Source organism: Streptomyces sp. 1222.5 (assembly GCF_900105245.1).
GTDB lineage: Bacteria > Actinomycetota > Actinomycetes > Streptomycetales > Streptomycetaceae > Streptomyces > Streptomyces albidocamelliae.
On the sequence record NZ_FNSZ01000001.1, the window covers coordinates 7810474 to 7835466 of the forward strand.

Consider the following 24993-nt stretch of genomic DNA (forward strand, 5'->3'; position numbering starts at 1 on the left):
GACGCGGGTTGCCCGCCCCGCCCGGGTCACTTGTGAAGGTTCAGTGCTGCTGTGCCTTCTGGGGCGTCAGCTCGCTCGGCCGCACCACGACGTACCCCTCGCCCTGGAGCATCAGCTGCACGGCCTCGCCGGAGCCGCCCCGCAGCATCGAGCCGATGGACTGCGAGCGGTGCAGCGAGGTCTGCAGATGCGCGGTCCAGCCGACCACCGCGTCCGTGTCGACGTACACCGGGGCGTGCGCGGAGACCGGTATGACCAGCGGATTGCCCTCGCACACCAGGCCGAGCCGGCCCTGTCCGCTGAACACGCTGTTGAACAGCCCGCCGCCCGCGATGCCCGAACCCTTGACCGTCTTTATCTCGTAGGACAGCGAGGCGTCGAAACACAGCACGTTGCGGCCGTTGACGGTGAACCGGTCGCCGGGCTCGACCTCGACGACGAAGCAGTTCTGCGCCTCGTGCGCGAACCAGGCCTCGCCCTGACCGCGCACCGCCATGAGGGGCAGTCCCTCACCGGTGACGGCGCGCTTCAGCATGCCGCCGACGCCCTGCCCCTTGCGTTCGAACTTGAGGTCGCCGCGGTAGGCGACCATCGCGCCCTGGCGGGCGTGCATCTCGCCGTTCACCGCGTACTTGAGGCACTTGGCGTTCTCGACGGACATTCCCGGCTCCACGGCCGGCTGCACGACGTGCTGACTGGAAAAGAGATCACCCTTCATGCCGGGCATGGTGTCCCGGACGATGTGGTTCCGCCAAGATCGCCGAACCGGTCCGTCCGGCTCCGAACCGGGCGCCCGTGCGAACACGTTGGCGACGCCTCGCTGAGTCGTGTGACAAATCTCCCGCACCTGCACCGAATTCGGTGGGAATGCCCAAGGGGTCGCCCACGTGGGTTGCGTCCATGGGGACCCGTGCGGGACGGTTGTCAGAGGACATCTGTTTTCCATGGCAGGAAGGTGGTGAGGTGCGCACGACGCGTGCCTCCGGTTGTGTCATTCTCCCCCGGTTCCTCCGCCCGCCCACCCGACGCCGACCTCAGGGTCGGCGTGACGTGGGCCGAGGCCCCCTATCCGGTGCTGGTCGTCGACCGGCACGGCGGTCTGGTCCGGATCAATGAGGCCGCCCGACTGATACTCCCCGACGCGGCGAGCGGCGACTGGCTGCACGAACAGGTGCCCTCCTGGCTCTGGGGAGCGCACCAGCGCATCGACGCCGGCACGCGCGGCGCCTCCGAGGGCCCGCCGACGGGGCGTATCAACGGGCGTCTGTTCGAGGCCCATCCCACGCAGGCCGGCGACGGCGACGTGGTCTGGTGGCTGGTCGACGAGACCGACCGGCGCCTGGCCGAGACGGCGCTGAGCGACGCCCAGATGCGGACCGAGGTGCTCTCCGAGGCCTCCAGCGCGCTGCTGTCCACCCTGAACGTGCCGCGCTGCATGGAGGTGGCCGCTTCCATGGCCGCAGAGCACCTCGCCGAAGCCGCAGTCCTGATCGCACCGCCCCGCGGACGCCGCTACCCGCTGACCTACGCACGCCAGGGCGGCCCCGTCACCCAGACCACGCGCAAGGTCGACGTCGCCGGCGTACCGGGCCTCGCCGAGGCGCTCCAGGGCTTCCCGCCCGTACCGGCCCGTTGGATCGACCCCGCCCTCATCCCCGACTGGGTTGTCCCGGACGGCTTCTCCGGCCCCGTCGGCTCCGTGATCGTCACCCCGCTCCCCGGCCATGGAGTGCCCGCCGGCGCCCTCGTCCTGCTGCGGTCCAGCACCGAGCAGGCCTTCACCGAGGGCGAGGAGGTCTTCGCCCGCCTGTTCGCCGCCCGCGCCGGTGCCGCCCTCTCCGCCGCCCGCCTGTACACGGAACAGACCACCATCACCGACACGCTGATGCGGGAACTGCTGCCGCCCGCGCTCGACAGCGTCCACGGAGTGGAGTACGCCGGCGGCTACCGCGCCGCCAAGGACCACGAGCGGGTCGGTGGGGACTTCTACGACGTCCACCCGGGCGCCGACCCCTCCCAGGAGACCCTCGTCGTGCTCGGGGACGTCGCGGGCAAGGGCCTGGACGCGGCGGTGCTGACCGGCAAGATCCGCAACACGCTGCAGGCCCTGCTGCCCCTGGCGGAGGACCACCAGCGGATTCTCGGCCTGCTCAACGGCGCCCTGCTGACCTCCCATCACACCCGGTTCGCCACCATCGTGCTGGCCTCGGTGCGCCGCCGCGGCGGCCGCGCGCAGGTGCGGCTGACCAGCGCCGGACACCTGCCGCCGCTGATCGTCCGCAACGACGGCAGCGTCGAGGAAGTCCCGACGCACGGCACCCTGGTGGGCGCGCTGCCGTCGGTCAAGGCGCACACCGTGGAGACGGTGCTCGCGCCGGGCGAGACGTGCCTGCTCTACACCGACGGCATCACCGAGGCGCGCGGCGGCCCGCTGGGCGACGAACTCTTCGGTGAGAGGCGCCTGCAGCGGGCGCTCGCCGAGTGCGCGGGCATGCCCGCCGAGGCGGTCGTGGAACGGGTGCAGATGCTGGCGGCGCAGTGGCTGGGCGCGGGCCGGCACGACGACATGGCCGCCGTGGCCATCAGCGCGCCCCGCAACGGCTCGCTGAAGGTCGTCAACGGGCGCGCGGGCGGCACCAGGAGCAGGAGGAGCATGTGAGTCGTCGCACCGCGACGGCCCCCCTCGTCGACCGGCTGTGGGACGCCGTGACCGATGGCGACGAGTACTGGGCCGCCGACGTCGTGCACGGCGCCCTGGACGAGGGCGCCGACGACGAGACGCTGCTCCTGGAGGTCATCGCGCCGGTCCAGGAGAAGGTGGGCGTCGAATGGGCCGCCGACCGGCTCAGCGTGGCCCAGGAGCACGCCGCGACGGCCATCAACGAGCGGGTCGTCGCCTCCCTCGCCCACCGGCGCGCCGAGAAGAGCGCGGCCCCGCCGCGCGGCCGGGTGACGGTCGCCTGCGTCGACGGGGAGTGGCACGCCTTCCCCGCCCGGCTCGTCGCCGAGGTCCTGCGGCTGCGCGGCTGGCGGGTCGACTTCCTCGGCGCCCAGACCCCCACGCCGCACCTCGTGGCGCATCTGCACCAGACCAACCCCGACGCCGTCCTGCTGTCCGGCTCGATCCCGACCCACCTGCCCGTCGCGCACGGCGCCATCACCGCCTGCCAGGCCGTCGGTGCGCCCGTGCTGGCCGGCGGCCGCGCCTTCGGCCCCGACGGGCGCTACGCCCGGACCCTGCGCGCCGACCGCTGGGCACCCGACGCCCGTGCCGCGGTCGCCGTGCTCGACGAGGGCATGGCGCGGCCGGACGCCTCGGCGAGCCGGCAGGCGGTGGACGACCTGCCGCACCTGGCCGACCAGGAGTACACGATGGTCGTCCAGACCCGGGCCCAGCTGGTCAAGCAGACGCTGTCCGACCTGGAGGACCGTTTTCCCGCCATGCGGGGCTACAGCGAGACCCAGCGGGAGCGCACCGCGGAGGACCTCGCCCACGTCGTCGGCTTCCTCGCGACGGCCCTCTACGTCGACGACGCCGACCTGTTCACGGCGTTCCTCACCTGGACCGCGGACATCCTCGAGGTCCGTCACGTGCCCGCCCACTCGCTGGTGACCGGCCTGGAGGCCCTGGCCGGCCAACTGCGCGACTTCCCTCGGGCCTCTCACCTGATCCACGAGGGCTCCGCCGCCCTGAGCGGCCGCCCCGCCCGTCCTGTCCCCGGCCCCGACACCCGCGCATGACCAACCTGCCACCATCCGAGTTCACCCTCGTCGTCCTCAGTGAACCCGCCACGCTCACGGTGCGCGTGGCCGGCGAACTCGACTACGACACCAGCGACGATTTCGTGCAGACCGTCGTCGAGCACCTGGCGAGCGGCCAGCCGCCGCCTCGCGATGTCCGCCTGGACTTCGCCGATCTGACGTGGATCGACTCCTCGGGCCTGTCCGCCCTGCTGATGGTCCACCGCCGGACCAGCGCCACCGGGGCCACCCTGCACCTGGACAACCGGCCCGAGGTGCTGGAGCGCGTCCTCCGCCTGACCAACGTCCTGGACCACCTCACCGCTGTGGCGGGCGGCGTCCACGAGTCCGAGGACGACGACGGCCTGACCGGGGCGGGCGCCACCTGACCGCGGCGATGCCGACGTCCGGTCCCTGACGGCCGCCTCGTGGGCGGGGCGACTCCACCGGGCGCGTTCGCCCCGGTATGCGGGCCGTGTCGCGTGTCACGGCCCGCGCGGCGCCGTGGCGCGCCCGCCTAGCCCTCGGCCGCTGTCCTCGGGGCGCCGCAGAACGCCGCGTCCAGCGTGCGCGCCAGCGTGCCGAGGACCTTGCCGTTGTTGGACGTGTCGGCCACGGCCGTGATGCTGCGGCTGCCGTCCTTCGTCGCGAAGGCGTAGGTGTAGTACCCCTGGACCGCGCCCGTGTGGCCGTACACCGAGACCCCGCACGACAGGTCGCGGCGGCGCAGGCCGAGTCCGTACGCCGTCGTGCTGTTGACCGGGGTGAAGCGCTCCATCTCGGCGAGCCGCGCGGACGACATCAGCCTGCCGCCCAGCAGCGCGGAGTAGAAGGTGTTCAGGTCCCGCGCGCTGGAGATGATGGCGCCCGCGCTCTGCGCCCACGACACCGTCTGGGCGGTCGCGTCGACCAGCTTGCCGCCCGCCGTGTCCGGGGTGAGGTATCCCCGGGCGTACCGGCCGGGGATCGTGGTGTCGGGGTGCACGTAGAACGTGTCCCGCAGACGCAGCGGCTCGAAGACGCGCTTCTCGTACTCCGTCCGCACGGAGTGACCCGTGAGCTTCTCGATGAGCAGGCCGGCCACGACGAAGTTGGTGTTGGAGTACGCGTAGGCGGCGCCGGGCGCGTTGGTGCGGGGCTTCTTCAGGGAGAGCCCGACGAGCTGGCGGTAGGTGTAGACCTTCTTGCGCACCGCCTCGAAACCGGACACGCTCTCGGCGAACATGTCGTTGGTGTAGTCGTACAGGCCGCTGCGGTGGCCGAGCACCTGGCGCACCGTGATCCGGTCGTCGGGCAGGAGTCCGGGAAGGTACCGGTTGACCGGGGCGTCGAGCGTCAGCTTCTTCTCGTCGACGAGCTGGAGCAGGACCACCGCCGAGAAGGTCTTGGTGACGCTGCCCACCCGGAACCGGTCGTCGGCGGCGATGGCCCGCCCGGTGACGCGGTCGGCAACTCCCTGTGTGGACCGGTATGTCCGGCCCTGGTCGTCGATCCGGGCCAGCGCACCGGGTGCGCCCTGGTTCACGGCCGTGCGCAGCACCGCCGCCAGGCCCGCCGTGTCGGGCGCCGGAAGCGCCGCCGCCACGGGGGTACCCGCCTCCGCGGTCGCCGCGCGCGCCGGGACCGCGAGCAGCGACAGTACGACCGCCCCGAGGACCGCGCCCCTGCCCACCGTTGCTGAGACCATCCGGCATCCACTCCCATCCGTACGGTTCCTGATGCGATATCGGTCACACTCAGGCCTCGGAACCTAGGGGATCGGGGCAACGTCTCCGCTGTCGACACACAGTTGAGGGACCCGTGATCACCCTGTGGCGCCCATTCGTAAAGGATTCCTCTAGAAATCCGCGAAATGGATCATTCCGGCTTTACGGGGACATGACTGATCCGAAAGGGTGACCCCGGGGCCCTACCAGCCCCCGTGGCGCGTCAACTGCGCCATGTGACAAGGCGGTTGGTGACCCCTGCCGTCTTCGCACGAAGGAACTTTGATCAGATTGCGTAGACCGCACATACGCTCCCTGGCGATCGCCGTCACTGTCGCGACGGCCGCGACGGGACTGGCCGGTACGGCCTTCGCGGGCCCCTCCACGACGGGGGTGGAGCGGACCGCCGCGTCCTCCGCCACGAACGCCACGGCGGTGGTGGAGGCGGCGCGCAGCGCGGCCTTCGCCCACGCCTCGGCGACCGGCGTCTCCAAGGGCGACGCGCTGCACGCCCAGGACGTCATGGTCGACCCCGAGGGTGCCCGGCACGTCCGTTTCGTCCGGACGCACGGAAACCTGCCGGTGCTCGGCGGTGACCTCATCGTCCACCTCGACCGCAAGCTGGCCTACACGGGCGTGACCCGCGCGGCCGACCACGCGGTCAAGCCGGCGGCCACCTCGCAGGCGAAGCTGACCGCAGCGCAGGCCGCGGCCAAGGCCGCCAAGGCCGCCAAGGGTGACGCGAGCAGCGCCCAGCTGGTCGTCGACGCCCGTGGTGGCGCGTCCGCCCTCGCCTACCAGGTGACGGTGGCCACGCAGGGCAGCTCGCACACCGTCGTCGTCGACGCCGTCAGCGGCAAGGTGCGCAGCAACACCCCCGACAGCGACGAGTTCCTGTCGCCGAAGCTGCTCGACACCCTGCGCAAGCGCGGCGAGACGGCCGACCCGGCCACCGGTGTCGGATCCTCCGCCCCGTCGGGCCTGCTCGGCTCGGGCTCCTCCGCCGCGGCGGCGTACCCGTCGGCTGCCAAGGGCACCGGCAAGACCCTCTTCGTCGGCAACGTCGGCCTCACCACCACGCAGACCTCGCGCGGCCACTACCAGCTGAAGGACCCGAGCCGGTACGGCACCGAGACGCGTGACGCCAAGGGCTCGATGACGGAGAAGTTCAGCTCCGGCTCGAAGTTCACCAACACGACCAACGTGTGGGGCAACAACAAGACCACCAGCCGGGTCAGCGCCGCTGCCGACGCCCAGTACGGCATCACCAAGACGCTGGACTTCTACAAGTCCACGTTCAAGCGCAAGGGCATCGCCAACAACAGCAAGCCCGCCCAGGCGATGGTCCACTGGGGCAAGAAGGTCGCCAACGCCTTCTGGGACCCGACCTGCAACTGCATGCTGTACGGCGACGGCGACGGCCAGATGTTCAAGAAGCCGCTCGTCGTCCTCGACGTCACCGGTCACGAGCTGACCCACGGCGTGGTGGAGGCGACCGCCAACCTGCAGCCGACCTTCGTCGACGAGTACGGCAACCAGTACGGTGAGCCGGGTTCGCTGAACGAGTCGCTGGCGGACATCTTCGGCTCCAACGTCGAGTTCTACGCCAAGAACGCGAAGGACACGCCGGACTACCTGGTCGGCGAGAAGCTGGGCCTCGCCCAGAAGTTCCTGCGCCGCCTCGACCACCCGTCGCTGGACAAGCTCGAGGGCACCATCGACTACTGGTCGTCGGACGTCTACTACACCGAGGTGCACGCCGGTTCGGGTGTCTCCTCGCACGCCTACTACCTCCTCGCCGAGGGCAGCGGCAAGAAGAAGATCGGCACGGTCACCTACAACTCGCCGACCTACCACAACATCGCGGTCAAGGGCATCGGCCGGACCAAGGCCACCGCCATCTACTACCGCGCGCTCACCCGCTACATGGTCTCCACGACCGACTTCCACCAGGCTCGCGTCGCGACCCTGAAGGCGGCCAAGGACCTGTACGGCGCCAACAGCACCGAGTACAAGACGGTGGACAAGTCGTGGTCCGCGGTGAACGTCACCGCCGCGAACACGCCGCGCGCCCACCGCTGACACCCGGCAGCACAGTTCGGCACAGCACGGCACAGCACGACCGGATGCCCCGCCGCGCGCGGGGCATCCGCATGTCCGGACCCGGGCGGCGGCCCCAACTGCCTCCGTAACAGCCGCTGTTTCTTTTATTGACAGCGGAAAATAAGGGCCCTAGGTTCCCGGCCATGCGCTCGACCCCGCACGCCGAGACGTTCCCGGCGCACACACCGGCCGCCGCCCAGGTCTTCACGACGGTCCTGTCCCACGGCCCCCTGACCCGCCTGGAGGCCGGCCGCCGGGCGGGCCTCTCCCCGGCGGCGGTGACGAAGGCCGTACGGCCGCTGCTGGCGGCCGGATACCTGGCGGAGGGTGCCGACGCGGAGGCCCGCCCCGCCCTCGGCCGGCCCGCCAGCCTGGTCCGGGTCAACGCCGAACGGGCCCTGTTCATCGGGGTCAAGGTCACCGGCGGTGAACTGATCGCCGTCCTGACCGACCTGCGGTGCCGGATCCGGCTCGCCCGCCGCACCCCCCTGCCTAACCGGGCTCCCGGACCCGTACTGACCGCGATCACCGACCTCGTGCACGAACTCCTCGCGCGGGCGGCGGAGTCGGCGGCACCCGTGGCCGGCCTCGGCATCGCCGTCTCCGGCGACGTCGACCGCGCCGAGGGGGTCGTACGCTACTCGCCGTTCCTGGACTGGCGGGACGTGCCGCTCGCCGAACTGGCCGCCACGGCCTGCGGACTGCCGGTCGTCGTCGACCACGACGTGCGCGCGCTGACCGTCGCCGAGCAGTGGTTCGGCGCCGGGGTGGGGCTCAGTGACTTCGCCTTGGTGACGGTCGGCGCGGGCATCGGCTGCGGACTCGTGGTGCACGGCCGGGTCGTCTCCGGTGCCCACGGTGTGGCCGGCGAGATCGGGCACGTCGTCGTCGACCCCGCCGGGCCCCCGTGCCACTGCGGCAACCGCGGCTGCGTCGAGGCGATCGCCGGGGAGGCCGCCGTCGTCGCCCGCATGCGCAAGGTGACGGGGCGCCAGGTCGAGGACAGCGCCGCGGCGGTACTCCTCGCGCACCAAGGGGCCCCCGGGGCCCGCGAGGTGTACGCGCGGGCCGGGGACGCCATCGGGCGGGGCATCGCCACCGTCGCCAACCTGCTCGGCCCCGCACGCGTGATCATCTCCGGCGAGGGGCTCGCCGCCTACGACCTCTTCGCCGAACAGATCCGGGAGGCGTTCACCACGGCCGCCTTCGGTTCCGCCGCCCGGTGCGACGTACAGACCCGCCCACTGCCCTTCGAGGAGTGGGCGCGCGGCGCGGCAGCAGCCGCCATCCAGTCCTTCATCACCCAGTCCACCAGTTCCGGAGCGGGCTGAGCCGCCCGACCCGGACCCACCCAGGAGGTACGGCCCATGCGGTCACCCTCGCACTCCGTCCCGCCCGCACGCGCACTCGGGGCCGCCGTCGTCCTGGCCCTCACCGCGGGCCTCGCCACGACCGCGCCGGCCACCGCGCACGCGCGCACCGCCCGCGCGGACACAGCGTCTGCCGGCTCCGCGTCGGCCGTGGCCGCGCGGCCCTTCATGGGCTGGTCCAGCTGGAGCATGCAGTCGTCCAAGTACCCCGGCCTCAACCCGGACGGCGACTACAGCTACCTGACCGAGGCGAACGTCCTGAAACAGGCCGACGCGCTGGCGGCCCGGCTCAAGCGGTTCGGCTACGAGTACGTCAACATCGACTCCGGCTGGTGGCGGGACAAGGACTGGAAGCCCGGGTTCGACGCCCACGCCCGCCAGCAGGCCGACCCCGTGCGCTTCCCGCACGGCATGAAGGCGGTCGCCGACCACATCCACCGGCTCGGCCTCAAGGCCGGCATCTACCTGCCCGTCGGCCTGGAGAAGGAGGCGTACGGCGACGGCACGGTGCCCCTGTGGCACGGCGACGGCTGCACCACGGCCGACATCGTCTACGGCGACCTGCGCACCACCAACGGCTGGGACAGCGCCTACAAGATCGACTTCGGCAGGCCCTGCGCCCAGAAGTACATCGACTCACAGGCCCGGGCGATCGCCTCCTGGGGCTACGACTTCCTCAAGCTCGACGGCGTCGGACCCGGCTCCTTCAAGAGCGGCGACAACTACGACAACGTTGCCGACGTGGCCGCCTGGCAGAAGGCGATCGCCGCCACCGGCCGCCCCGTCCACCTGGAGCTGTCCTGGTCGCTGGACATCGGCCACGCCGCCGACTGGAAGAAGTACGCCGGTGGCTGGCGGGTCGACACCGACGTCGAGTGCTACTGCAACACCCTCGTCGGCTGGGAGAACTCCGTCGACGACCGCTTCGACGACACCCCCGGCTGGACCCGGCACGCCGGTCCCGGCGGCTGGAACGACCTGGACTCCCTCGACGTCGGCAACGGCGCGATGGACGGCCTGACCAAGGCCGAACGGCAGACGTACGCCACCCTGTGGGCCATCGCCAAGTCCCCCCTCTACACCGGCGACGACCTCACGAAGCTCGACGACTACGGCGTGCGGCTCCTCACCAACCGCGAGGTCATCGCCGTCGACCAGGGCGACGGCCCGCCCGCCCGGCCGGTCACCCCCTCCGACCCCCAGCAGGTGTGGGCCGCGAAGAACCCGGACGGCACCCACACCGTCGCGCTGTTCAACCTCGCCGACGCCCCCGCCGCCGTCACGGCCGACTTCTCCTCCCTCGGCTTCACCGGCAACGCGGCGGTCCGCGACCTGTGGAACCACGAGGACCTCGGCTCCCGCAGGAACCGGATCACCGAGGCGCTGCCCGCCCACGGCTCCCGCCTGTTCACCGTCACCCCGCACGGCAGCGCCCTCAGGAGCACCGGCTACGAGGCCGAGGCCGGCGGCAACACCCTCGGCGGCAAAGCCTCCGTCGCCGACTGCTCCGCCTGCTCCGGCGGCAAGAAGGTCGGCGACCTGTACCTGGGAGGCACCCTCCGCTTCAACGACGTCGTCGTGGACCGGCCCGGCACCTACCTGATCGAGGTGACGTACATCAGCGGCGACCCGCGCCCGGTGAACGTCTCCGCCGGCTCGGGGGCGGCGATCCGCCACAGGTTCCCCTCCACCGGCGACTGGGGGACCCCCGAGACGGTCAGCGTCCCCGTCACCCTCAAGGCCGGCGCCAACACCGTCACCTTCGACAGCGGTTCGGACTACGCCCCGGACATCGACCGCATCGACGTCCCCTCGTCCCCCCGGCAGTGATCGGAGCCCGCCATGGAGCACCCGCCCAGCAGACGCGGCTTCCTGACCCTCGCGGCCGCCACCGGAGCCCTCGCGTCACTGCCCGCCTTCACCGCGACCGCGGCCCCGCGCCGGCCCACCGAGCTGCCGCCCTCCGACGACCGCCACCGGCTGTGGTGGCGGGCCCCCGCCGACGAGCACTCGATGATCGAACAGGGCCTCCCGGTCGGCAACGGCCGCCTCGGCGCCCTCGCGAGCAACGACCCCGGTCGTGAACTCCTCCTCGTCACCGACGCCACACTGTGGACCGGCGGCCTCAACGACACCCTCGACGCCGACGGCCAGTTCCCCTACGGCCGCGCCGACTTCGGCTCCCTCACCCTCCTCGCCCGGCTCACCGTCGACCTCCTCGACCACGACCTGTCCGCCGTCACCGGCTACCGCCGCACCCTCGACCTCGCCCAGGGCGTGGTCACCACCTCCTACGTCCACTCCGGGGTCACCTACCGGCGGCAGCTGTTCGTCAGCCGCCCCGACGACGTCCTCGTGCTGCACCTCGAGCAGAGCGGCGGCGGGCGTCACACCGGCACCCTCACCCTCGAAGGCACCCATGGAGAGACCGGAGGAGAGGCGGACTCGTTCGCCGGGTCCTTCGCCAACGGCCTGCGCTACGGCGCGGCGATCACCGCCCACGGCAGCGGCGGCACCGTCCGCGTGGCCGGTCCGCACATCGAGTTCTCCGGCTGCCGGGAGCTCACCGTCCTGCTGAGCGGCGGCACCGACTACGCCCCCGACCCCTCGGCCCACTACCGGGACCCCTCCGTCGACCCCCGGGCGCTGGCCCGCACCAAGGTCCGTGCCGCCGCCCGCCACTCCGTCGACTCCCTGCTGCGCACGCACGTGGCCGACCACCGCGCCCTGTTCGACCGGTTCGGCCTCGACCTCGGCGCCTCGAGCGCCGGACAGCGCTCCCTGGACACCTGGGAACGCGTCAGGGCCCGCGCCGACGACGGCGCACCCGACCCCGAACTGGAGGCAGCCTACGTCCAGTTCGCCCGCTACCTGATGATCTCCGGCTCCCGCGGCAGCCTGCCGATGGGACTCCAGGGTCTCTGGCTCGACGGAAACGACCCGGACTGGATGGGCGATTACCACACCGACATCAACATCCAGATGAACTACTGGATGGCCGACCGGGTGGGCCTGCCGTCCTGCTTCGACGCCCTCACCGACTACTGCACGGCCCAGCTCCCCGCCTGGACCGACCTCACCCGGCGGCTCTTCGACGACCCCCGCAACCGCTACCGCAACTCCAGCGGCAGGACCGCCGGCTGGACGGTCGCGATCTCCACCAACCCCTACGGCGGCGGAGGCTGGTGGTGGCACCCGGCGGGCAACGCCTGGCTGTGCAACTCACTCTTCGAGCACTACGAGTTCACCGCGTCGCGCGCCCACCTGGAGAAGATCTACCCGCTGCTCAAGGGCGCCTGCGAGTTCTGGGAGGCCCGGTTGATCACCCACACCCTGCCGGGCACCTCCGAGGAGGTGCTGATCGCCGACAGCGACTGGTCACCGGAGCACGGCCCGCTGGACGCCAAGGGCATCACCTACGCCCAGGAACTGGTGTGGGCACTGTTCGGCAACTACCGCACCGCCGCCGCACTGCTGCGGAGGGACGCCGGGTACGCGGATACCGTCGGTGCACTGCGCGAGCGGCTCTACCTCCCGGTGGTGAGCCCGAAGACCGGCAGGCTGGAGGAGTGGATGTCCCCCGACGACCTGGGCGAGACCACCCACCGGCATCTGTCGCCGCTCGTCGGCCTGTTCCCCGGCGACCGCATCCGGCCCGACGGCTCCACCCCGGCCGGCATCGTCACCGGCGCCACCGCCCTGCTCCTCTCGCGCGGCATGGACAGCTTCGGCTGGGCCAACGCCTGGCGGGCGCTGTGCTGGGCCCGGCTGAAGAACGCCGACAACGCCTACCGGCTCATCGGCAACAACCTGCGCCCGTCGACCGGCGGCGGCAACGGCACCGCACCCAACCTCTTCGACATCTACCAGACAGAGCCGGGCCGGGGCATCTTCCAGATCGACGCGAACCTCGGCACCCCGGCCGCCGTGGCCGAGATGCTGCTGTACTCGCGCCCCGGGCACCTCGAACTGCTGCCGGCCCTGCCCGGCGCCTGGGCCGCCGCCGGCTCCGTGACCGGCGCCGGAGCCCGCGGTGGCTTCCTCGTCGACCTGAGCTGGCGGGACGGCAAACCCACCGAGGTGCGGATCCGCAGCGTCGGCGGCACCATGACCTCCGTGGGATACGCAGGGACGTCCCGGACGGTCCGGATGCGGCCGGGCGGGTCCGTCACGATCCGGGACCTCGTCCGGTGAGCGGCCGTCTCGCACGCGGTGGCCGCGTCGTCGCGGCGCTGCTGGCCGCCGTCGCCTGCCAGACCGCGCCCGCGCGGGCGGCCGGCCCGCTGCCCGACTCCACCACGCACGCCACCGGCGTCGTCACCTGGGCGGCGAGCGCCGACCTCATGGGCGAGGGCACCGCCGGCCAGGGCTACCGGCTGATCGTCCACACCAGCGTCGGCGGCAGCGACCTGCGCGTCCGCTTCACGAACGCCTTCGGCGACCGCCCGCTGACCCTGGCCGGTGTCCACGCCGGACTGCGGGAGACGGGAGCCGCGCTGCGGCCGGGCAGCAACCGGCCGGTGACCTTCGGCGGAGTCCCCACGGTCACCGTGCCCGCCGGCGCCGCGGCCTGGAGCGATCCGCTGCCCGGCAGGTGGCCCGCCGGAGCGGACCTCGTCGTCAGCCTGCGCACCCCCGACGCGGCGGGACCCGCCTCCGGCCACTGGATGGCCATGCAGACGTCGTACACCGGCGGGGGCGACCACACCGCCGAGGAGAGCGGCGCCGCCTGGACGCGCACCACCGGTTCCTGGTGGTACCTGGACGCCGTCTCGGTACGGCCGGCCGGCCGGGCCACCGGCGCCGTCGTCGCGCTCGGCGACTCCATCACCGACGGCTGGCAGTCCACCACCGACCTGAACCGCCGCTGGCCCGACTACCTGGCCCGCCGCCTCGGCACCCTCGGCACGCCGATCAGGGGGGTGGCCAACGAGGGCATCTCCGGCAACAAGATCCTCGCCGACGGCGCCGGGCAGAGCGCCCTGCACCGGCTGGACCGGGACGTCCTCTCACAGCCCGGAGTGCGCACCCTGTTCCTGTTCGAGAGCGTCAACGACATCAAGGCGCACACCGGTGTCACCGCGGCCGACCTGGCCGCCGGCTACCGGGAGATCGCCCGGCGGGCCCACGCGGCCGGCATGTGCGTGGTCGCCGCCACCATCGCCCCGTTCAAGGGCTGGCCCGAGTGGGATCCAGCCGCCGAGGCCGTGCGGCAGGACGTCAACCGGTTCCTGCGCGGCAGCGGCGACTTCGACGCCGTCACCGACTTCGACCGGATCCTGCGCAGCCCGTACGACCCCACGCGGATCCTGCCCTTCCTCGACGGCGGCGACCACCTGCACCCCAACGACAAGGGCATGCAGGCCCTGGCCGACGCCGTCGGCACCGGCAGCCTGGACTGCGGACGCTGAACCGCGCCGGCCGCCTCAGCGCAGTGTCTGCGCCCAGTTGGCGGGCACCCGCCCCACCGGGCCCGGGGCCGGCTGTTCGGCGGGATGGCTGCGCGGGGGCGCCAGATCGGGCCCGGAGCTGTACAGCTCGTCCGTGGCGAAGTTCCAGAACCAGCTCTCGCCCGGCTCGTAGCTCTGGATGACCGGATGCCCCGTCTCCCGGAAGTGGGCGGTGGCGTGCTTGGCGGGAGAGTCGTCGCAGCAGCCGACGTGCCCGCACTGCGCGCAGCGGCGCAGGTGGAACCACCAGCCGCCCGCCGCGTCGCACTCCACGCAGCCGGTGCCGCTCGGCGGGACGCTCGGGTCGATTCCCTCGACGGTGCTCATGCGTTGTCCTCCGCTTCCTCGGCGGGCGTCTCGGCGGTCAGGGGGAGCAGTACCTGGAAGCGGGTGTCGCCGGGCACCGACTCGACCCGCAGGGTGCCGTGGTGCTTGTTGACGACGATCCGCCAGGAGATGTCCAGGCCGAGACCCGTGCCCTCGCCGACGGGCTTGGTGGTGAAGAACGGGTCGAAGATCCGGTCCTTGATCTCCGGCGGCACACCGGGCCCGGTGTCCCGGAACTCCACCAGCACCCGCTCGTGATCGAGGGCGGTCCGCACCGTCAGCGTGCCCTCGCCGCCCGCGCCGTTGATGGCCGAGACGGCGTTGTCGATGAGATTGGTCCACACCTGGTTCAGCTCCGCCGGGTAGGCGGGAACCGGCGGGAGCGTCCGGTCGTACTCCTTGACGACCTTGATTCCGGGGCCCCTCTTGCCCGACAGCATCAGCAGCGTGCTGTCGAGGAGTTCGTGCACGTCCACCACCCGGTACGGCGCCCGGTCCAGCTGCGAGTACTGCTTGGCCGCGTCGACGAGGTGCGAGATCCGGGTGGTGGAGTCCTCGATCTCGTTCATCAACAGCTCGGTCTCGACGGTGTAGTTGAGCCAGCCGACCGCGTTGGGCAGGATGTCCGTGTGCACGGCCGCCGCGACCTGCTCCAGCCAGTCGACGTCGAGCCCGGCCTGTACGAAGGTCGGGGAGACCTGCCAGCCGTAGTCGATGCCGTGGTCCTCCAGCCAGTCGGTGAGCATGTCCTCGCGGTCGGACGCCTCCAGCGGACTGAGCGCCGGTGCCTTGGCGACCCGCTCGGCGGTGCGCTCCTGGATCTCTATCAGGCCGGCCATCACCTCGCGGGTGAACGGCGCCTCGGCGATCAGGGCGAGTTTGTGCCGCATCTTCGCGACGCGTTCCCGCAGCGTGGCGGTGGCCCGGACCGCCGCCGCCGCCGGGTTGTTCAGTTCGTGGGTGAGCCCCGCCGACAGCGAGCCGAGGGCGAGCAGCCGCTCCCGCTGCCCGATCGCGGCCTGGGTGTTCTTCGAGCCGAAGAACAGGCCCTCCAGCAGGTGCACGGCCATCGGGAACCACTCGCTCATGACGTCCGCGAAGATGTCCGCGGGCAGCACGAAGAAACGGGTCGGCTCGGTGACCCGCATCGAGTTATTGTACACCTGCCGCACCCGGTCGCCGAGGTACGCCTGCATCGCGCCCGCGTACACGCCGCGCTGCGATGTCCGGCTGACCTCCACATCGTCGCCGCCGACCCGGCGGGAGAGCACGACCGTGCCCTCGAGCATCACGAAGAAGCAGGTGGCGGGGTCGCCCTCGGTGTACACCGGGCCGGCCTCGAACAGCTCCACCCGTCCCTCGCTGCACAGCCGCCCCAGCTGCTCGGGGCTCAGCTTCTCGAAGAGGAACAGGGAGCTGATCTCCCGCGGGTTGCACGGCATGAGCTGCCCGCTCATGACTGCTCCAGGTACCGGTGGACGAGCATCACGGCCATGGCTCCCTCTCCTACGGCGGACGCGACGCGCTTGGCGGACTCGGCGCGCGCGTCGCCCGCCACGAACACGCCGGGAATGCTGGTCTCCAGGTGGTACGGCGGCCGGTCCAGCTCCCAGCCCGCCGGCGGCCGCCCGTCGGCGGTCAGGTCGGGCCCGGCCAGGATGAACCCGCGCCCGTCACGCAGTACCGTGTCGCCCAGCCAGTCGGTGAGCGGGGCCGCGCCGATGAACACGAACACCCACTGGGCGTCGACCCGTTCGCGCTCGCCGGTCACCGTGTGACGCAGCGTCAGGCTCTCCAGGCGGTCCCCGCCGTGGGCCGCGTCCACGACCGTGTGGGAGCGGACCGAGATGTTCGGCGCCTCACCGATCTGCTGGATCAGGTAGTACGACATGGACGCCGACAGGTCCGCGCCGCGCACCAGCAGCGTCACCGACTTCGCGCCCCGGGACAGGTACATCGCCGCCTGGCCCGCCGAGTTGGCGCCGCCGACGATGTAGACGTCCTGCCCCTGGCAGGAACTGGCCTCCGTCAGCGCCGAACCGTAGAACAACCCGCACCCGGTCAGGTCGGTGCAGCCCTCGGCCTCCAGCTGCCGGTACTGCACGCCCGTCGCCAGGATGATGCTGTGCGCCGCGATCGCCGAGCCGTCCGCGAACCGCACGACCCGCGCGGCGCCGTTGACCTCCAGCCCGGTCACCTCGCGCGCGGTCAGGATCTCGGCGCCGAACTTGGCGGCCTGCCGCCGCGCCCGGTCGGTGAGCTGGGCGCCGGAGACTCCGTCGGGGAAGCCCAGGTAGTTCTCGATCCGGGAGCTCTGCCCGGCCTGCCCGCCGGTCGCCGACCGCTCCACCAGCACGGTCCGCAGCCCCTCCGAGGCCCCGTACACGGCGGCACCCAGCCCGGCCGGACCGCCGCCGATCACGATGAGGTCGTAGAAGTCGGCCGTCGGCGTGGTCGCCAGTCCCACCCGCGCCGCCAGCTCGGGCGCCTCCGGCTCCACCAGGACCGTGCAGTCCGGGGTGATCACCAGCGGCAGCCGCTGCCCGTCCTGCCCGGCGGCCGCCAGCAGCCGCTGCCCCTCCGGCTCCTCCACCGAGTACCAGCGGTACGGCACCTGGTTGCGGGCCAGGAACTCCCGCACGTCCGAGGAGCGTGCCGACCAGCGGTGCCCCACGACCTTGGTGCTGGGCACCGGCTTGTAGGCGCTGGAGCGCCAGGCGTCCAGCAGGTCGTCCAGGACCGGGTAGAGCTTCTCCTCCGGCGGGTCCCAGGGCTTGAGCAGATAGTGGTCCAGGTCGACCACGTTGATCGCGTCGATGGCCGCGTTGGTGTCGGCGTACGCGGTCAGCAGCACCCGCCGCGCGCCCGGGTACACGTCGAGCGCCTGCTCCAGGAACTCGATGCCGTTCATCTGCGGCATGCGGTAGTCCGCCAGGATCACGGCCACCAGGTCGCCGCGCAGCTTCAGCTCGCGCAGCGCGTCCAGCGCGGACTCGCCGGACTCCGCGCGCACGATCCGGTAGGACTCGCCGTAGCGCCGCCGCAGGTCGCGGGCGACGGCGCGGGAGACCCCCGGGTCGTCGTCCACGGTCAGGATGACGGTCCGCGCTGCCTCGGCGGCCTGTGCCATACGTCTCCCACCCCGAGAGTCGGCTCACACGGCCCGGTGTCGTGGGGACCACCGCACCGGTTCGAAGCCCATCGTATGTTCGATCGCCCGGGTTCGCTCCGGGTATCCGGCACCGGCCGTGACCGGCCGCGGGGATCAGCCGCGGCGCTCCCCGAGCACGCAGAACTCGTTGCCCTCGGGGTCCGCGAGCACCACCCACGGCCGCTCGCCCTGTCCGACGTCCGCGTGCCGGGCGCCGAGCGCCAGCAGCCGAGCCACCTCGGCGGCCTGGTCCGTCGGCCGGAAGTCCAGGTGCAGCCGGTTCTTGACCGTCTTCCCCTCGGGCACGGGGACGAACAGCAACCCGGGCAGCCGGTCCGGGGCGGCCCTGATCTCGAACTCGTCCGCCGTGTCGGCCACCACGACCCAGCCGAGCGCCTCGGCCCACCAGTGGCCGAGCGCCACCGGGTCCGCCGCGTCCACGTCGACCTGCTCCCACTCCAACGCCATGACGGCAGGGTAGCGGCGGACCGGTCACGGACACCCCGGCCGCACGGCATGATCGTGGCCGTGCGCATCCCCGCCCGACCGGGGGCATGCGCACCACGAGGACACGGCGACGACGAGGAGGCCCACGCATGACACGCCCGATCACGGCAGGGGTGGACGGTACGGAGGAGAGCCTGGCCGCACTGGACTGGGCGGCCCGGGAGGCCGTACGCCGGGACCTGCCCCTGCGGGTGGTGCACGCGTGGCGCTACGCCGAGGCGCTCGCCACCGCCGACCGCGACACCCAGCACGGATGGGTGTCGGAGGGCGTCTCCGCGGCCGTGCGCGGCGTCTGCGAGCGGCATCCGGAGCTCCGGGTGAGCGTCGACGTGGTCGAGGGCGGCGCCGCGGACGCGCTGGCGACCGCGGCGGCGGAGGCCGAGATGCTCGTGCTCGGCTCGCGCGGGCACGGCCCCGTCCTCGGGTTCCTGCTGGGGTCCGTCGGTCAGCAGGTGATCGCCGAGGCGGCCCGCCCCGTCGTCCTGGTGCGCGCCGGTGACCGGCCGACGTCGGAGGCGGCCGGCCGGGACGTCGTGGTCGGCCAGCACGGCGGCGCCGAGGACGGCGCGGAGGCGCTGCGGTTCGCGTTCGAGACGGCGGCGGCGCGCGGCGCCACCGTCCGGGCCGTCCGGGCGTGGACCCTGCCGCCCGTCTTCGCCTACAGCCCCGGCTCGATGAAGCTGCTGGACGACGTGGGCGGTCTGGAACCGTACGAGAAGCAGGCACTGGCCGACGCGCTCCAGCCGTGGCGGGAGCGGTTCCCGGACGTGCCCGTCGCCGAACACGTCGAGATGGGCAGCGCCGGCCAGGTGCTGCTGTCGGTGGCCGGCCGGGCCCAGTTGGTGGTCGTCGGCCGCCGGGCGCACCGCAGTGCCGTCGGCGCCCGTATCGGCTCGGTCGCGCACGGGGTGCTGCACCACGCGGACTGCCCGGTGGCCGTGGTCCCGCACGAGTGAGCTACTCCGGGGTGGTCGGCTCCACCGGGCCCCGGGCCCGGGGCAGCACGTTCTCGACATAGTCCGTGACGGCGGTGTCGAGACCCATGTCCTGCTGCGCCCGCTCGGACAGGTACCAGCGGTGTTCGAGCAGCTCGTGGTAGATCTCGGCCGGGTCCATGGAGCCGCGCAGTTCCGGCGGCACCGCCCGTACGGTGGGCCGGAACACCTCCCGCACCCAGCGGTGGGCGAGCACCTCGGGACGGGCGGCGAGGGGGTCGCCCGGGGCGTGGTCGTCCTGGGTGGCCATCCAGCCCTCCAGGTCGTTCAGCAGCCGCCGCGCCTGGTTCTCCTCGGTGTCCAGGCCGGTCAGCCGCAGCAGCTGTCGCTGGTGGTGGCCGGCGTCGACGACCTTCGGCACGAAGGTGACGGTGTCGCCGCCGGAGGAGTGCTCGATCTGCATCTCGGCCACGTCGAAGCCGAGTTCGCCCAGGCGGCGGATCCGGCGCTCGATGTAGTGGTACTCGCCCGCCGGATACACCGACGTGCGGGTCAGTTCCCGCCACAGCCCCTGGTAGCGGGTGCAGATCTCGTGGCCGAACTCGATCGGGTCGACGGACGGGTGCAGCGCGCCCGATGCCTCCAGGTCGAGCAGTTCGCCGCTGATGTTCACGCGGGCCAGGTCGAGGTCGTACTCCCGCTGCCCCGGGCTCAGCCGGGGGTGCAGGTCGCCGGTCTCGGCGTCGACCAGGTAGGCGGCGTAGGCGCCCGCGTCCCGCCGGAACAGGGTGTTGGACAGCGAGCAGTCGCCCCAGGCGAACCCGGACAGGTGGAGCCGGACCAGCAGGACGGCCAGGGCGTCCATCAGCCGGTGCATGGTGGCGGGCCGCATGGTCGTCTCGAACAAGGACCGGTACGGCATCGAGCCACGCAGATGCCGGGTGACCAGCACCGGCTCCAGCGGGGCGCCCGAGCCGTCGGTGCGCCCGGTGACGACGGCGAGGGGGTCGACGGCCGGGATGCCGAGCCGGTCGAGATCGCGCAGCAGCTGATACTCGCGCAGCGCGGGCCGTTCGGCGAGTTCCTTGACGGCGATCACCTCGTCGCCGGCCCGCGCGTAGCGGACGACGTGCCGGGAGATGCCGCGGGGGAGCGGCACGAGGTGTTCCTCGGGCCACTCCTCCAGGGGCACGTCCCAGGGCAGGGCGAGCAGGAGCGCGGGGTGCTCCGGGTTCGTGGCGCTGATCTGCAAGGCCATGGCAGAAACCCTAAGGCCCCGCGCGGGTGTTCTAGGAGGCCCGTTCCCTGGCCTGTTCCGCCGCGGCGCGCACCGGGCCATGGTGGACGGGCCCGTGTCCGGGCAGCAGGGTGTCGGCGTCGAGCGCGCCGATGACGTCCAAGGAGGCGAGCGCCCGCGCCCGCTCGTGGTGGAAGAAGTCGTGGAGCAGCTGCGGGCCCTTGATCCGTGAGGTCGCGTGCCCGCTGACCAGGGCGTCCCCGGAGATCACGAGGCCGGCCCCGGGCAGGTGGTAGACGCAGTGGCCGTCCGTGTGACCGGGGGTGTGCACGGGCACCGGGCGGCCGGGCAGGTCCAGCGGGCCCTCGGCCGGGAACGGCTCGGGCGCGGCGACGGGGTTGTGGTCGGTGCCGCCGACCTTGAGGACGTGCACGGCCCAGGGCAGCACACCCGGCCGCCAGGCGTTGCGGACCACGTCGCCGATGGTCGCCTGCTGCAGGAAGTCCCGCCGGGCGTGCGGTACTTCGGCCGGGTGCAGATACACCGGCGTGCCGTGGCCGGCGCGCAGGTACTCGGCCGAGCCCAGGTGGTCGTTGTGCGCGTGGGTGATCAGCACGGCGGCGACCGCCTCCGGGGCGCTGCCCACCTCGGCGAGGGAGCCGAGGAGCCCCTCGCGGTCGCCCGGATAGCCGGTGTCGACGAGCGTGACCGCGTCACCGTCCTTCAGGATGACCCAGTTGACGTGGTGGCCGTGCACCAGATAGGTGCCGTCGGCCACTTGCTGTACCTCTGCCCGCATGATCTCTCCGAGCCCGTGTCCGGCTGATCGTCGGGGGACAGCCAACCAGATCCGGCAGCGCCGTGCGCAGGGGGCCGGGCGGTCAGCGCACGCCGTCCGGCCGGAACTGGACGCTGATGCGCGGGCCCGCGGCCCGCGCGGTCTTGGGCACGCAGTGCTCCCAGGTGCGCTGGCAGGAGCCGCCCATCACGATCAGGTCGCCGTGGCCGAGCGGCCGCCGCACGGTCCGGTCGCCGCCGCCCGCCGGGCGCAGCAGCAGGTCCCGGGGTTCGCCCACGGACAGGATCGCGACCATGGTGTCCTGGCGAGCGCCCCGCCCGATGCGGTCGCCGTGCCAGGCCACGCTGTCCCGGCCGTCGCGGTAGAAGCACAGCCCGGCGGTGGTGAACGGCTCGCCCAGCTCCTCGGCGTAGTGCCGGGACAGCGCGGTGCGGGCCTCGTCCAGCACGGGGTGGGGCAGCGGTTCGCCCGCCCTGTAGTAGGCCAGCAGGCGGGGTACGGCCACGACGTTGTCGTACATCTTCCGCTGCTCGGCCCGCCAAGGGACCTCGGCGGCGAGCTGTTCGAACAGGGCGTCGGCGCCGCTCAGCCAGCCCGGGAGGACGTCGATCCAGGCACCGGCGCCCAGCGCGGTCCGGCTCAGTCCGTCGAGCCGGCCGAGCCGCAGCTCGTCGGTCTGGTCGAACAGGGAGCCCTGGAGGTGCGTGGACATGCGCCCAGCGTACTCCTTAATCGAAAGTACGTTCCCATTGGATCAGGAGGGTCGCGGGAGAGTGCTGTGCGAACCCTTTCGATACATCGGTGTATCCGATACGTTCGTGCATCGAACGGAGGGCGAGGCGTATGGAAGAGACGGCGAAGCGGGTCACCCGGCGGCGGGTCCGCACCCGGGCCAGGCTGCTCGACGCCGCCTTCGAGGTGTTCGCGGGAAAGGGCTTCGGGCGGGTCTCGATCGAGGAGATCTGCGAGGCCGCCGGGTTCAGCAGAGGCGCCTTCTACTCGAACTTCGCCACCCTGGACGAGCTGTTCTTCGCGCTCTACCAGGAGCGCGCCGACCTCATCGCCTCCCAGGTGGCCGAGGCCCTCGCCCAGGACGGACCCGACCTCGACGTGCCCGCCTCCGTGGACCGGGTCACCGACGTGCTGCTGCTCGACGTGGACTGGCTGCTGGTGAAGACCGACTTCCTGGTGCACGCCGCCCGCGACCCGGACGTCGCCCGGGCCCTCCTCGACCACCGCACCCGGCTCCGGGAGGCGATCGCCGACCGGCTCCGCAGAGCCCGGGGCCACACCGCACTGCCCGCCGTGCTCGGCGGTGTCGACGGAGCCGCCCACGCCGTGGTCGCCGCGTACGACGGTGTCACCACCCAGCTGCTGCTCGACCGGGACGTCGAGACCGCACGCCGCTGGCTCAAGCAGCTGCTCACCGCGCTGCTCACGGACGGCGGCGGCACCCCCGGCTGAGCGGCACCGCCCGGGCCGGCCCCCCGTCCCCTCTCCCGAACCCCCTCCCCGAGCCCCCCACTCCGAACCCCCTCGCTCCGAGCCCTCACTCCGAGCACCGTCAGGAAGGACACAGACGCCATGGACGCGGACGTCATCGTCGTCGGAGCGGGCCTCGCCGGCCTCGTCGCGGCGCACGAACTCACCAGCCGGGGCCGCCGGGTGGCCCTGGTCGACCAGGAGAACGCCGCCAACCTCGGCGGCCAGGCGTTCTGGTCCTTCGGCGGGCTCTTCCTCGTCGACTCCCCGGAGCAGCGCCGCCTCGGCATCAAGGACTCCTTCGACCTGGCCTGGAACGACTGGCGCGGCAGCGCGGGATTCGACCGGCTGGAGGACGAGGACTCCTGGGCCGTGCGCTGGGCCCGCGCCTACGTCCAGTTCGCGGCCGGTGAGAAGCGGACCTGGCTCCAGGGGCACGGCATCGAGCTGCTGCCCACCGTCGGCTGGGCCGAGCGCGGCGACCTGCGCGCGGACGGGCACGGCAACTCCGTACCCCGCTTCCACGTCGCCTGGGGCACCGGTACCGGGGTCGTCGAACCCTTCGTCGGACACGCCCGGCAGGCCGCCCGGGACGGGCTGCTGACCTTCCACCACCGCCACCGGGTCGACGAGCTCGTCATCGAGGACGGCGCCGCCCGCGGAGTGCGCGGCACGCTCCTCGCCGCCGACGACGCACCCCGCGGCGTCGCCTCCAACCGCGACCGGATCGGCGACTTCGCCCTCACCGCCCAGGCCGTGATCGTCACGACCGGCGGCATCGGCGCCGACCACGACATCGTCCGCCGCTACTGGCCCGAACGCCTCGGCACACCCCCCGCCGAGATGGTCACGGGCGTCCCCGCCTACGTCGACGGCCGGATGCTCGACATCAGCGCCGAGGCCGGCGTACGGCTGGTCAACCGGGACCGGATGTGGCACTACACCGAGGGCCTGCAGAACTGGAACCCCGTCTGGCCCGGCCACGGCATCCGCATCCTGCCCGGCCCGTCCTCCATCTGGCTGGACGCGCTCGGCCGCCGGCTGCCCGACCCCTGCCTGCCGGGCTACGACACCCTGAACACCCTCAAGTACCTGCGCACCACCGAGGACATCGCCGCGTACGACCACTCGTGGTTCGTCCTCACCCGGAAGATCATCGAGAAGGAGTTCGCGCTCTCCGGCTCCGAGCAGAACCCGGACATCACCGCCAAGGACCGCAAGGCCGTGCTGCGCGACCGGCTGCTCGGCAAGGGCGCCCCCGGCCCGGTGCAGGCCTTCCTCGACAAGGGCGCGGACTTCGTCACCGCGGACACCCTGGAGCAGCTGGTCGGCAAGATGAACGACCTGACCGGCAAGCCGCTGCTGGAAGCGGCCGAGGTCCGCCGCCAGATCGAGGCCCGCGACCTGCAGATGGCCAACCCCTACAGCAAGGACGCTCAGGTCCAGGGCATCCGCAACGCCCGCCGCTACATCGGCGACCGGCTGGGCCGGGTGGCCGCGCCCCACCGCATCCTGGACCCGGCGGCCGGCCCCTTGATCGGCGTGCGGATGCACGTGCTCACCCGCAAGACCCTCGGCGGCATCCAGACCGACCTCGACTCCCGGGCCCTCGGCACCGACGGCACCGCCATCGACGGACTGTACGCGGCGGGCGAGGTGGCCGGCTTCGGCGGCGGCGGGGTCCACGGCTACAACGCCCTGGAGGGCACCTTCCTCGGTGGCTGTCTCTTCTCAGGACGCGCCGCGGGCCGGCACGCGGCCCGCCAGACGGGCTGACCCGGACCGGCCGCCGGGGGGCCTCAGCCCTCCAGCAGCCCCGCCAGCACGTGCGCATGGCTCGAGTCCGGGTTCTTCGACGCCGTCAGCAGGGTCACGTGCCCCTCGCGGGCCGACTTCCTGAGGCCGTCGAGCAGTTCGGCGGGCTCGGGGGCGTCGAGTTCCGCCTCGTAGCGGCGGCGGAACTCGTCGTACGAGCCCTCGCCCGCGTGGTACCACTGGCGCAGCTCGGTCGACGGGGTGAGCCCTTTCGGCCACTCGTCCACGTGGGCCGCCTCCTTGGCGAGGCCGCGCGGCCACAGCCGGTCGACCAGGACCCGAAGTCCGTCGTCCGGCTCGGGCGGTTCGTAGATCCGGCGCACGCTCACGCTCACGGTCGGGCCCTTCCTCGGCTCGCGGACGGTCCCGC

At 72.4% G+C, this 24993-nt stretch carries 21 protein-coding genes; 11 read left to right on the forward strand and 10 right to left on the reverse strand.

Going from position 1 to position 24993, the window contains the following annotated elements:
• Window positions 1-40: 40 nt before the first annotated feature.
• Window positions 41-718 carry an AIM24 family protein gene (locus BLW57_RS35365; RefSeq protein ID WP_093481056.1) on the reverse strand — a complete coding sequence of 226 codons (678 nt, stop codon included), beginning with the start codon at window positions 716-718 and terminating at the stop codon, window positions 41-43.
• Between the two features lie 327 nt (window positions 719-1045).
• On the opposite strand from BLW57_RS35365, the gene BLW57_RS35370 reads away from it, so the two are divergent.
• Genes BLW57_RS35370 through BLW57_RS35380 form a run of 3 tightly spaced genes read left to right on the forward strand, consistent with a single transcriptional unit; the run spans window position 1046 to window position 4130 of the window.
• Window positions 1046-2659, forward strand: coding sequence for a PP2C family protein-serine/threonine phosphatase (locus BLW57_RS35370; RefSeq protein WP_176985847.1), 1614 nt, complete (start codon window positions 1046-1048; stop codon window positions 2657-2659).
• The gene (locus tag BLW57_RS35375) at window positions 2656-3741 is read left to right on the forward strand and encodes a cobalamin B12-binding domain-containing protein (protein ID WP_093479773.1); all 1086 of its coding nucleotides are present in this window, start codon (window positions 2656-2658) and stop codon (window positions 3739-3741) included. Before BLW57_RS35370 ends, BLW57_RS35375 begins: the two co-directional genes overlap by 4 nt.
• A complete protein-coding gene (locus BLW57_RS35380; protein WP_093479774.1) occupies window positions 3738-4130 on the forward strand; it encodes an STAS domain-containing protein in 393 nt (130 codons plus the stop codon). The genes BLW57_RS35375 and BLW57_RS35380 overlap by 4 nt, the downstream gene beginning before the upstream one ends.
• A 128-nt stretch (window positions 4131-4258) precedes the next feature.
• Here the strand turns inward: BLW57_RS35380 and BLW57_RS35385 are convergent, their stop codons facing one another.
• A complete protein-coding gene (locus BLW57_RS35385) occupies window positions 4259-5428 on the reverse strand; it encodes a serine hydrolase domain-containing protein (RefSeq protein WP_093479775.1) in 1170 nt (389 codons plus the stop codon).
• A gap of 310 nt (window positions 5429-5738) precedes the next feature.
• Between BLW57_RS35385 and BLW57_RS35390 the strand changes: the two genes are divergently transcribed.
• From BLW57_RS35390 to BLW57_RS35410, 5 genes are all read left to right on the forward strand, one after another.
• Window positions 5739-7529, forward strand: a complete 1791-nt coding sequence (locus BLW57_RS35390; protein WP_176985848.1) for a M4 family metallopeptidase — start codon at window positions 5739-5741, stop codon at window positions 7527-7529.
• Between the two features lie 164 nt (window positions 7530-7693).
• Window positions 7694-8881 carry an ROK family transcriptional regulator gene (locus BLW57_RS35395; RefSeq protein WP_093479776.1) on the forward strand — a complete coding sequence of 396 codons (1188 nt, stop codon included), beginning with the start codon at window positions 7694-7696 and terminating at the stop codon, window positions 8879-8881.
• Between the two features lie 36 nt (window positions 8882-8917).
• Window positions 8918-10750, forward strand: a complete 1833-nt coding sequence (locus BLW57_RS35400; RefSeq protein WP_093479777.1) for an alpha-galactosidase D — start codon at window positions 8918-8920, stop codon at window positions 10748-10750.
• Between the two features lie 12 nt (window positions 10751-10762).
• Window positions 10763-13114 carry a glycosyl hydrolase family 95 catalytic domain-containing protein gene (locus BLW57_RS35405; RefSeq protein ID WP_093479778.1) on the forward strand — a complete coding sequence of 784 codons (2352 nt, stop codon included), beginning with the start codon at window positions 10763-10765 and terminating at the stop codon, window positions 13112-13114.
• Window positions 13111-14331, forward strand: coding sequence for an SGNH/GDSL hydrolase family protein (locus tag BLW57_RS35410; RefSeq protein WP_093479779.1), 1221 nt, complete (start codon window positions 13111-13113; stop codon window positions 14329-14331). Before BLW57_RS35405 ends, BLW57_RS35410 begins: the two co-directional genes overlap by 4 nt.
• A gap of 15 nt (window positions 14332-14346) precedes the next feature.
• Here BLW57_RS35410 and BLW57_RS35415 read toward each other — a convergent pair whose 3' ends face one another.
• The 4 genes from BLW57_RS35415 to BLW57_RS35430 all read right to left on the reverse strand — a co-directional run bounded on the left by BLW57_RS35415 (window position 14347) and on the right by BLW57_RS35430 (window position 18316).
• The gene (locus BLW57_RS35415; RefSeq protein WP_093479780.1) at window positions 14347-14697 is read right to left on the reverse strand and encodes a UBP-type zinc finger domain-containing protein; all 351 of its coding nucleotides are present in this window, start codon (window positions 14695-14697) and stop codon (window positions 14347-14349) included.
• The gene (locus BLW57_RS35420) at window positions 14694-16154 is read right to left on the reverse strand and encodes an ATP-binding protein (RefSeq protein ID WP_093479781.1); all 1461 of its coding nucleotides are present in this window, start codon (window positions 16152-16154) and stop codon (window positions 14694-14696) included. The genes BLW57_RS35415 and BLW57_RS35420 overlap by 4 nt, the downstream gene beginning before the upstream one ends.
• Window positions 16151-17827 carry an NAD(P)/FAD-dependent oxidoreductase gene (locus BLW57_RS35425; protein ID WP_093479782.1) on the reverse strand — a complete coding sequence of 559 codons (1677 nt, stop codon included), beginning with the start codon at window positions 17825-17827 and terminating at the stop codon, window positions 16151-16153. Before BLW57_RS35425 ends, BLW57_RS35420 begins: the two co-directional genes overlap by 4 nt.
• Before the next feature lie 135 nt (window positions 17828-17962).
• On the reverse strand, window positions 17963-18316 hold the full coding sequence (locus tag BLW57_RS35430; RefSeq protein ID WP_093479783.1) for a VOC family protein: 354 nt from the start codon (window positions 18314-18316) through the stop codon (window positions 17963-17965).
• A gap of 128 nt (window positions 18317-18444) precedes the next feature.
• Between BLW57_RS35430 and BLW57_RS35435 the strand changes: the two genes are divergently transcribed.
• Window positions 18445-19311, forward strand: a complete 867-nt coding sequence (locus BLW57_RS35435) for a universal stress protein (protein ID WP_093479784.1) — start codon at window positions 18445-18447, stop codon at window positions 19309-19311.
• A 1-nt stretch (window position 19312) separates the two neighbouring features.
• On the opposite strand, the gene BLW57_RS35440 is transcribed toward BLW57_RS35435, so the two are convergent.
• The 3 genes from BLW57_RS35440 to BLW57_RS35450 form a co-directional block, all read right to left on the reverse strand.
• Window positions 19313-20548 carry a DUF4032 domain-containing protein gene (locus tag BLW57_RS35440; RefSeq protein ID WP_093479785.1) on the reverse strand — a complete coding sequence of 412 codons (1236 nt, stop codon included), beginning with the start codon at window positions 20546-20548 and terminating at the stop codon, window positions 19313-19315.
• Window positions 20549-20579: 31 nt separating this feature from the next.
• Window positions 20580-21326 (reverse strand): MBL fold metallo-hydrolase, encoded by a 747-nt coding sequence (locus BLW57_RS35445; protein ID WP_093479786.1) that lies wholly within the window; start codon window positions 21324-21326, stop codon window positions 20580-20582.
• Window positions 21327-21408: 82 nt separating this feature from the next.
• Window positions 21409-22038, reverse strand: coding sequence for an alpha-ketoglutarate-dependent dioxygenase AlkB (locus tag BLW57_RS35450; protein ID WP_093479787.1), 630 nt, complete (start codon window positions 22036-22038; stop codon window positions 21409-21411).
• A 131-nt stretch (window positions 22039-22169) separates the two neighbouring features.
• Between BLW57_RS35450 and BLW57_RS35455 the strand changes: the two genes are divergently transcribed.
• Window positions 22170-22790, forward strand: a complete 621-nt coding sequence (locus tag BLW57_RS35455; protein WP_093479788.1) for a TetR/AcrR family transcriptional regulator — start codon at window positions 22170-22172, stop codon at window positions 22788-22790.
• Window positions 22791-22910: 120 nt separating this feature from the next.
• Window positions 22911-24584 carry an FAD-binding dehydrogenase gene (locus BLW57_RS35460; RefSeq protein ID WP_093479789.1) on the forward strand — a complete coding sequence of 558 codons (1674 nt, stop codon included), beginning with the start codon at window positions 22911-22913 and terminating at the stop codon, window positions 24582-24584.
• Window positions 24585-24607: 23 nt separating this feature from the next.
• Here BLW57_RS35460 and BLW57_RS35465 read toward each other — a convergent pair whose 3' ends face one another.
• Window positions 24608-24958, reverse strand: coding sequence for a DUF488 domain-containing protein (locus tag BLW57_RS35465; RefSeq protein WP_176985849.1), 351 nt, complete (start codon window positions 24956-24958; stop codon window positions 24608-24610).
• Between the last annotated feature and the right edge of the window lie 35 nt (window positions 24959-24993).

Excerpts from the sequence above, each read along its gene's own strand:
- BLW57_RS35365 (WP_093481056.1), bottom strand. The coding sequence starts at position 718 with ATGAAGGGTGATCTCTTTTCCAGTCAGCACGTCGTGCAGCCGGCCGTG.
- BLW57_RS35380 (WP_093479774.1), top strand. The coding sequence starts at position 3,738 with ATGACCAACCTGCCACCATCCGAGTTCACCCTCGTCGTCCTCAGTGAA.
- BLW57_RS35385 (WP_093479775.1), bottom strand. The coding sequence starts at position 5,428 with ATGGTCTCAGCAACGGTGGGCAGGGGCGCGGTCCTCGGGGCGGTCGTA.
- BLW57_RS35395 (WP_093479776.1), top strand. The coding sequence starts at position 7,694 with ATGCGCTCGACCCCGCACGCCGAGACGTTCCCGGCGCACACACCGGCC.
- BLW57_RS35400 (WP_093479777.1), top strand. The coding sequence starts at position 8,918 with ATGCGGTCACCCTCGCACTCCGTCCCGCCCGCACGCGCACTCGGGGCC.
- BLW57_RS35405 (WP_093479778.1), top strand. The coding sequence starts at position 10,763 with ATGGAGCACCCGCCCAGCAGACGCGGCTTCCTGACCCTCGCGGCCGCC.
- BLW57_RS35415 (WP_093479780.1), bottom strand. The coding sequence starts at position 14,697 with ATGAGCACCGTCGAGGGAATCGACCCGAGCGTCCCGCCGAGCGGCACC.
- BLW57_RS35420 (WP_093479781.1), bottom strand. The coding sequence starts at position 16,154 with ATGAGCGGGCAGCTCATGCCGTGCAACCCGCGGGAGATCAGCTCCCTG.
- BLW57_RS35425 (WP_093479782.1), bottom strand. The coding sequence starts at position 17,827 with ATGGCACAGGCCGCCGAGGCAGCGCGGACCGTCATCCTGACCGTGGAC.
- BLW57_RS35430 (WP_093479783.1), bottom strand. The coding sequence starts at position 18,316 with ATGGCGTTGGAGTGGGAGCAGGTCGACGTGGACGCGGCGGACCCGGTG.
- BLW57_RS35435 (WP_093479784.1), top strand. The coding sequence starts at position 18,445 with ATGACACGCCCGATCACGGCAGGGGTGGACGGTACGGAGGAGAGCCTG.
- BLW57_RS35440 (WP_093479785.1), bottom strand. The coding sequence starts at position 20,548 with ATGGCCTTGCAGATCAGCGCCACGAACCCGGAGCACCCCGCGCTCCTG.
- BLW57_RS35445 (WP_093479786.1), bottom strand. The coding sequence starts at position 21,326 with ATGCGGGCAGAGGTACAGCAAGTGGCCGACGGCACCTATCTGGTGCAC.
- BLW57_RS35450 (WP_093479787.1), bottom strand. The coding sequence starts at position 22,038 with ATGTCCACGCACCTCCAGGGCTCCCTGTTCGACCAGACCGACGAGCTG.
- BLW57_RS35455 (WP_093479788.1), top strand. The coding sequence starts at position 22,170 with ATGGAAGAGACGGCGAAGCGGGTCACCCGGCGGCGGGTCCGCACCCGG.
- BLW57_RS35460 (WP_093479789.1), top strand. The coding sequence starts at position 22,911 with ATGGACGCGGACGTCATCGTCGTCGGAGCGGGCCTCGCCGGCCTCGTC.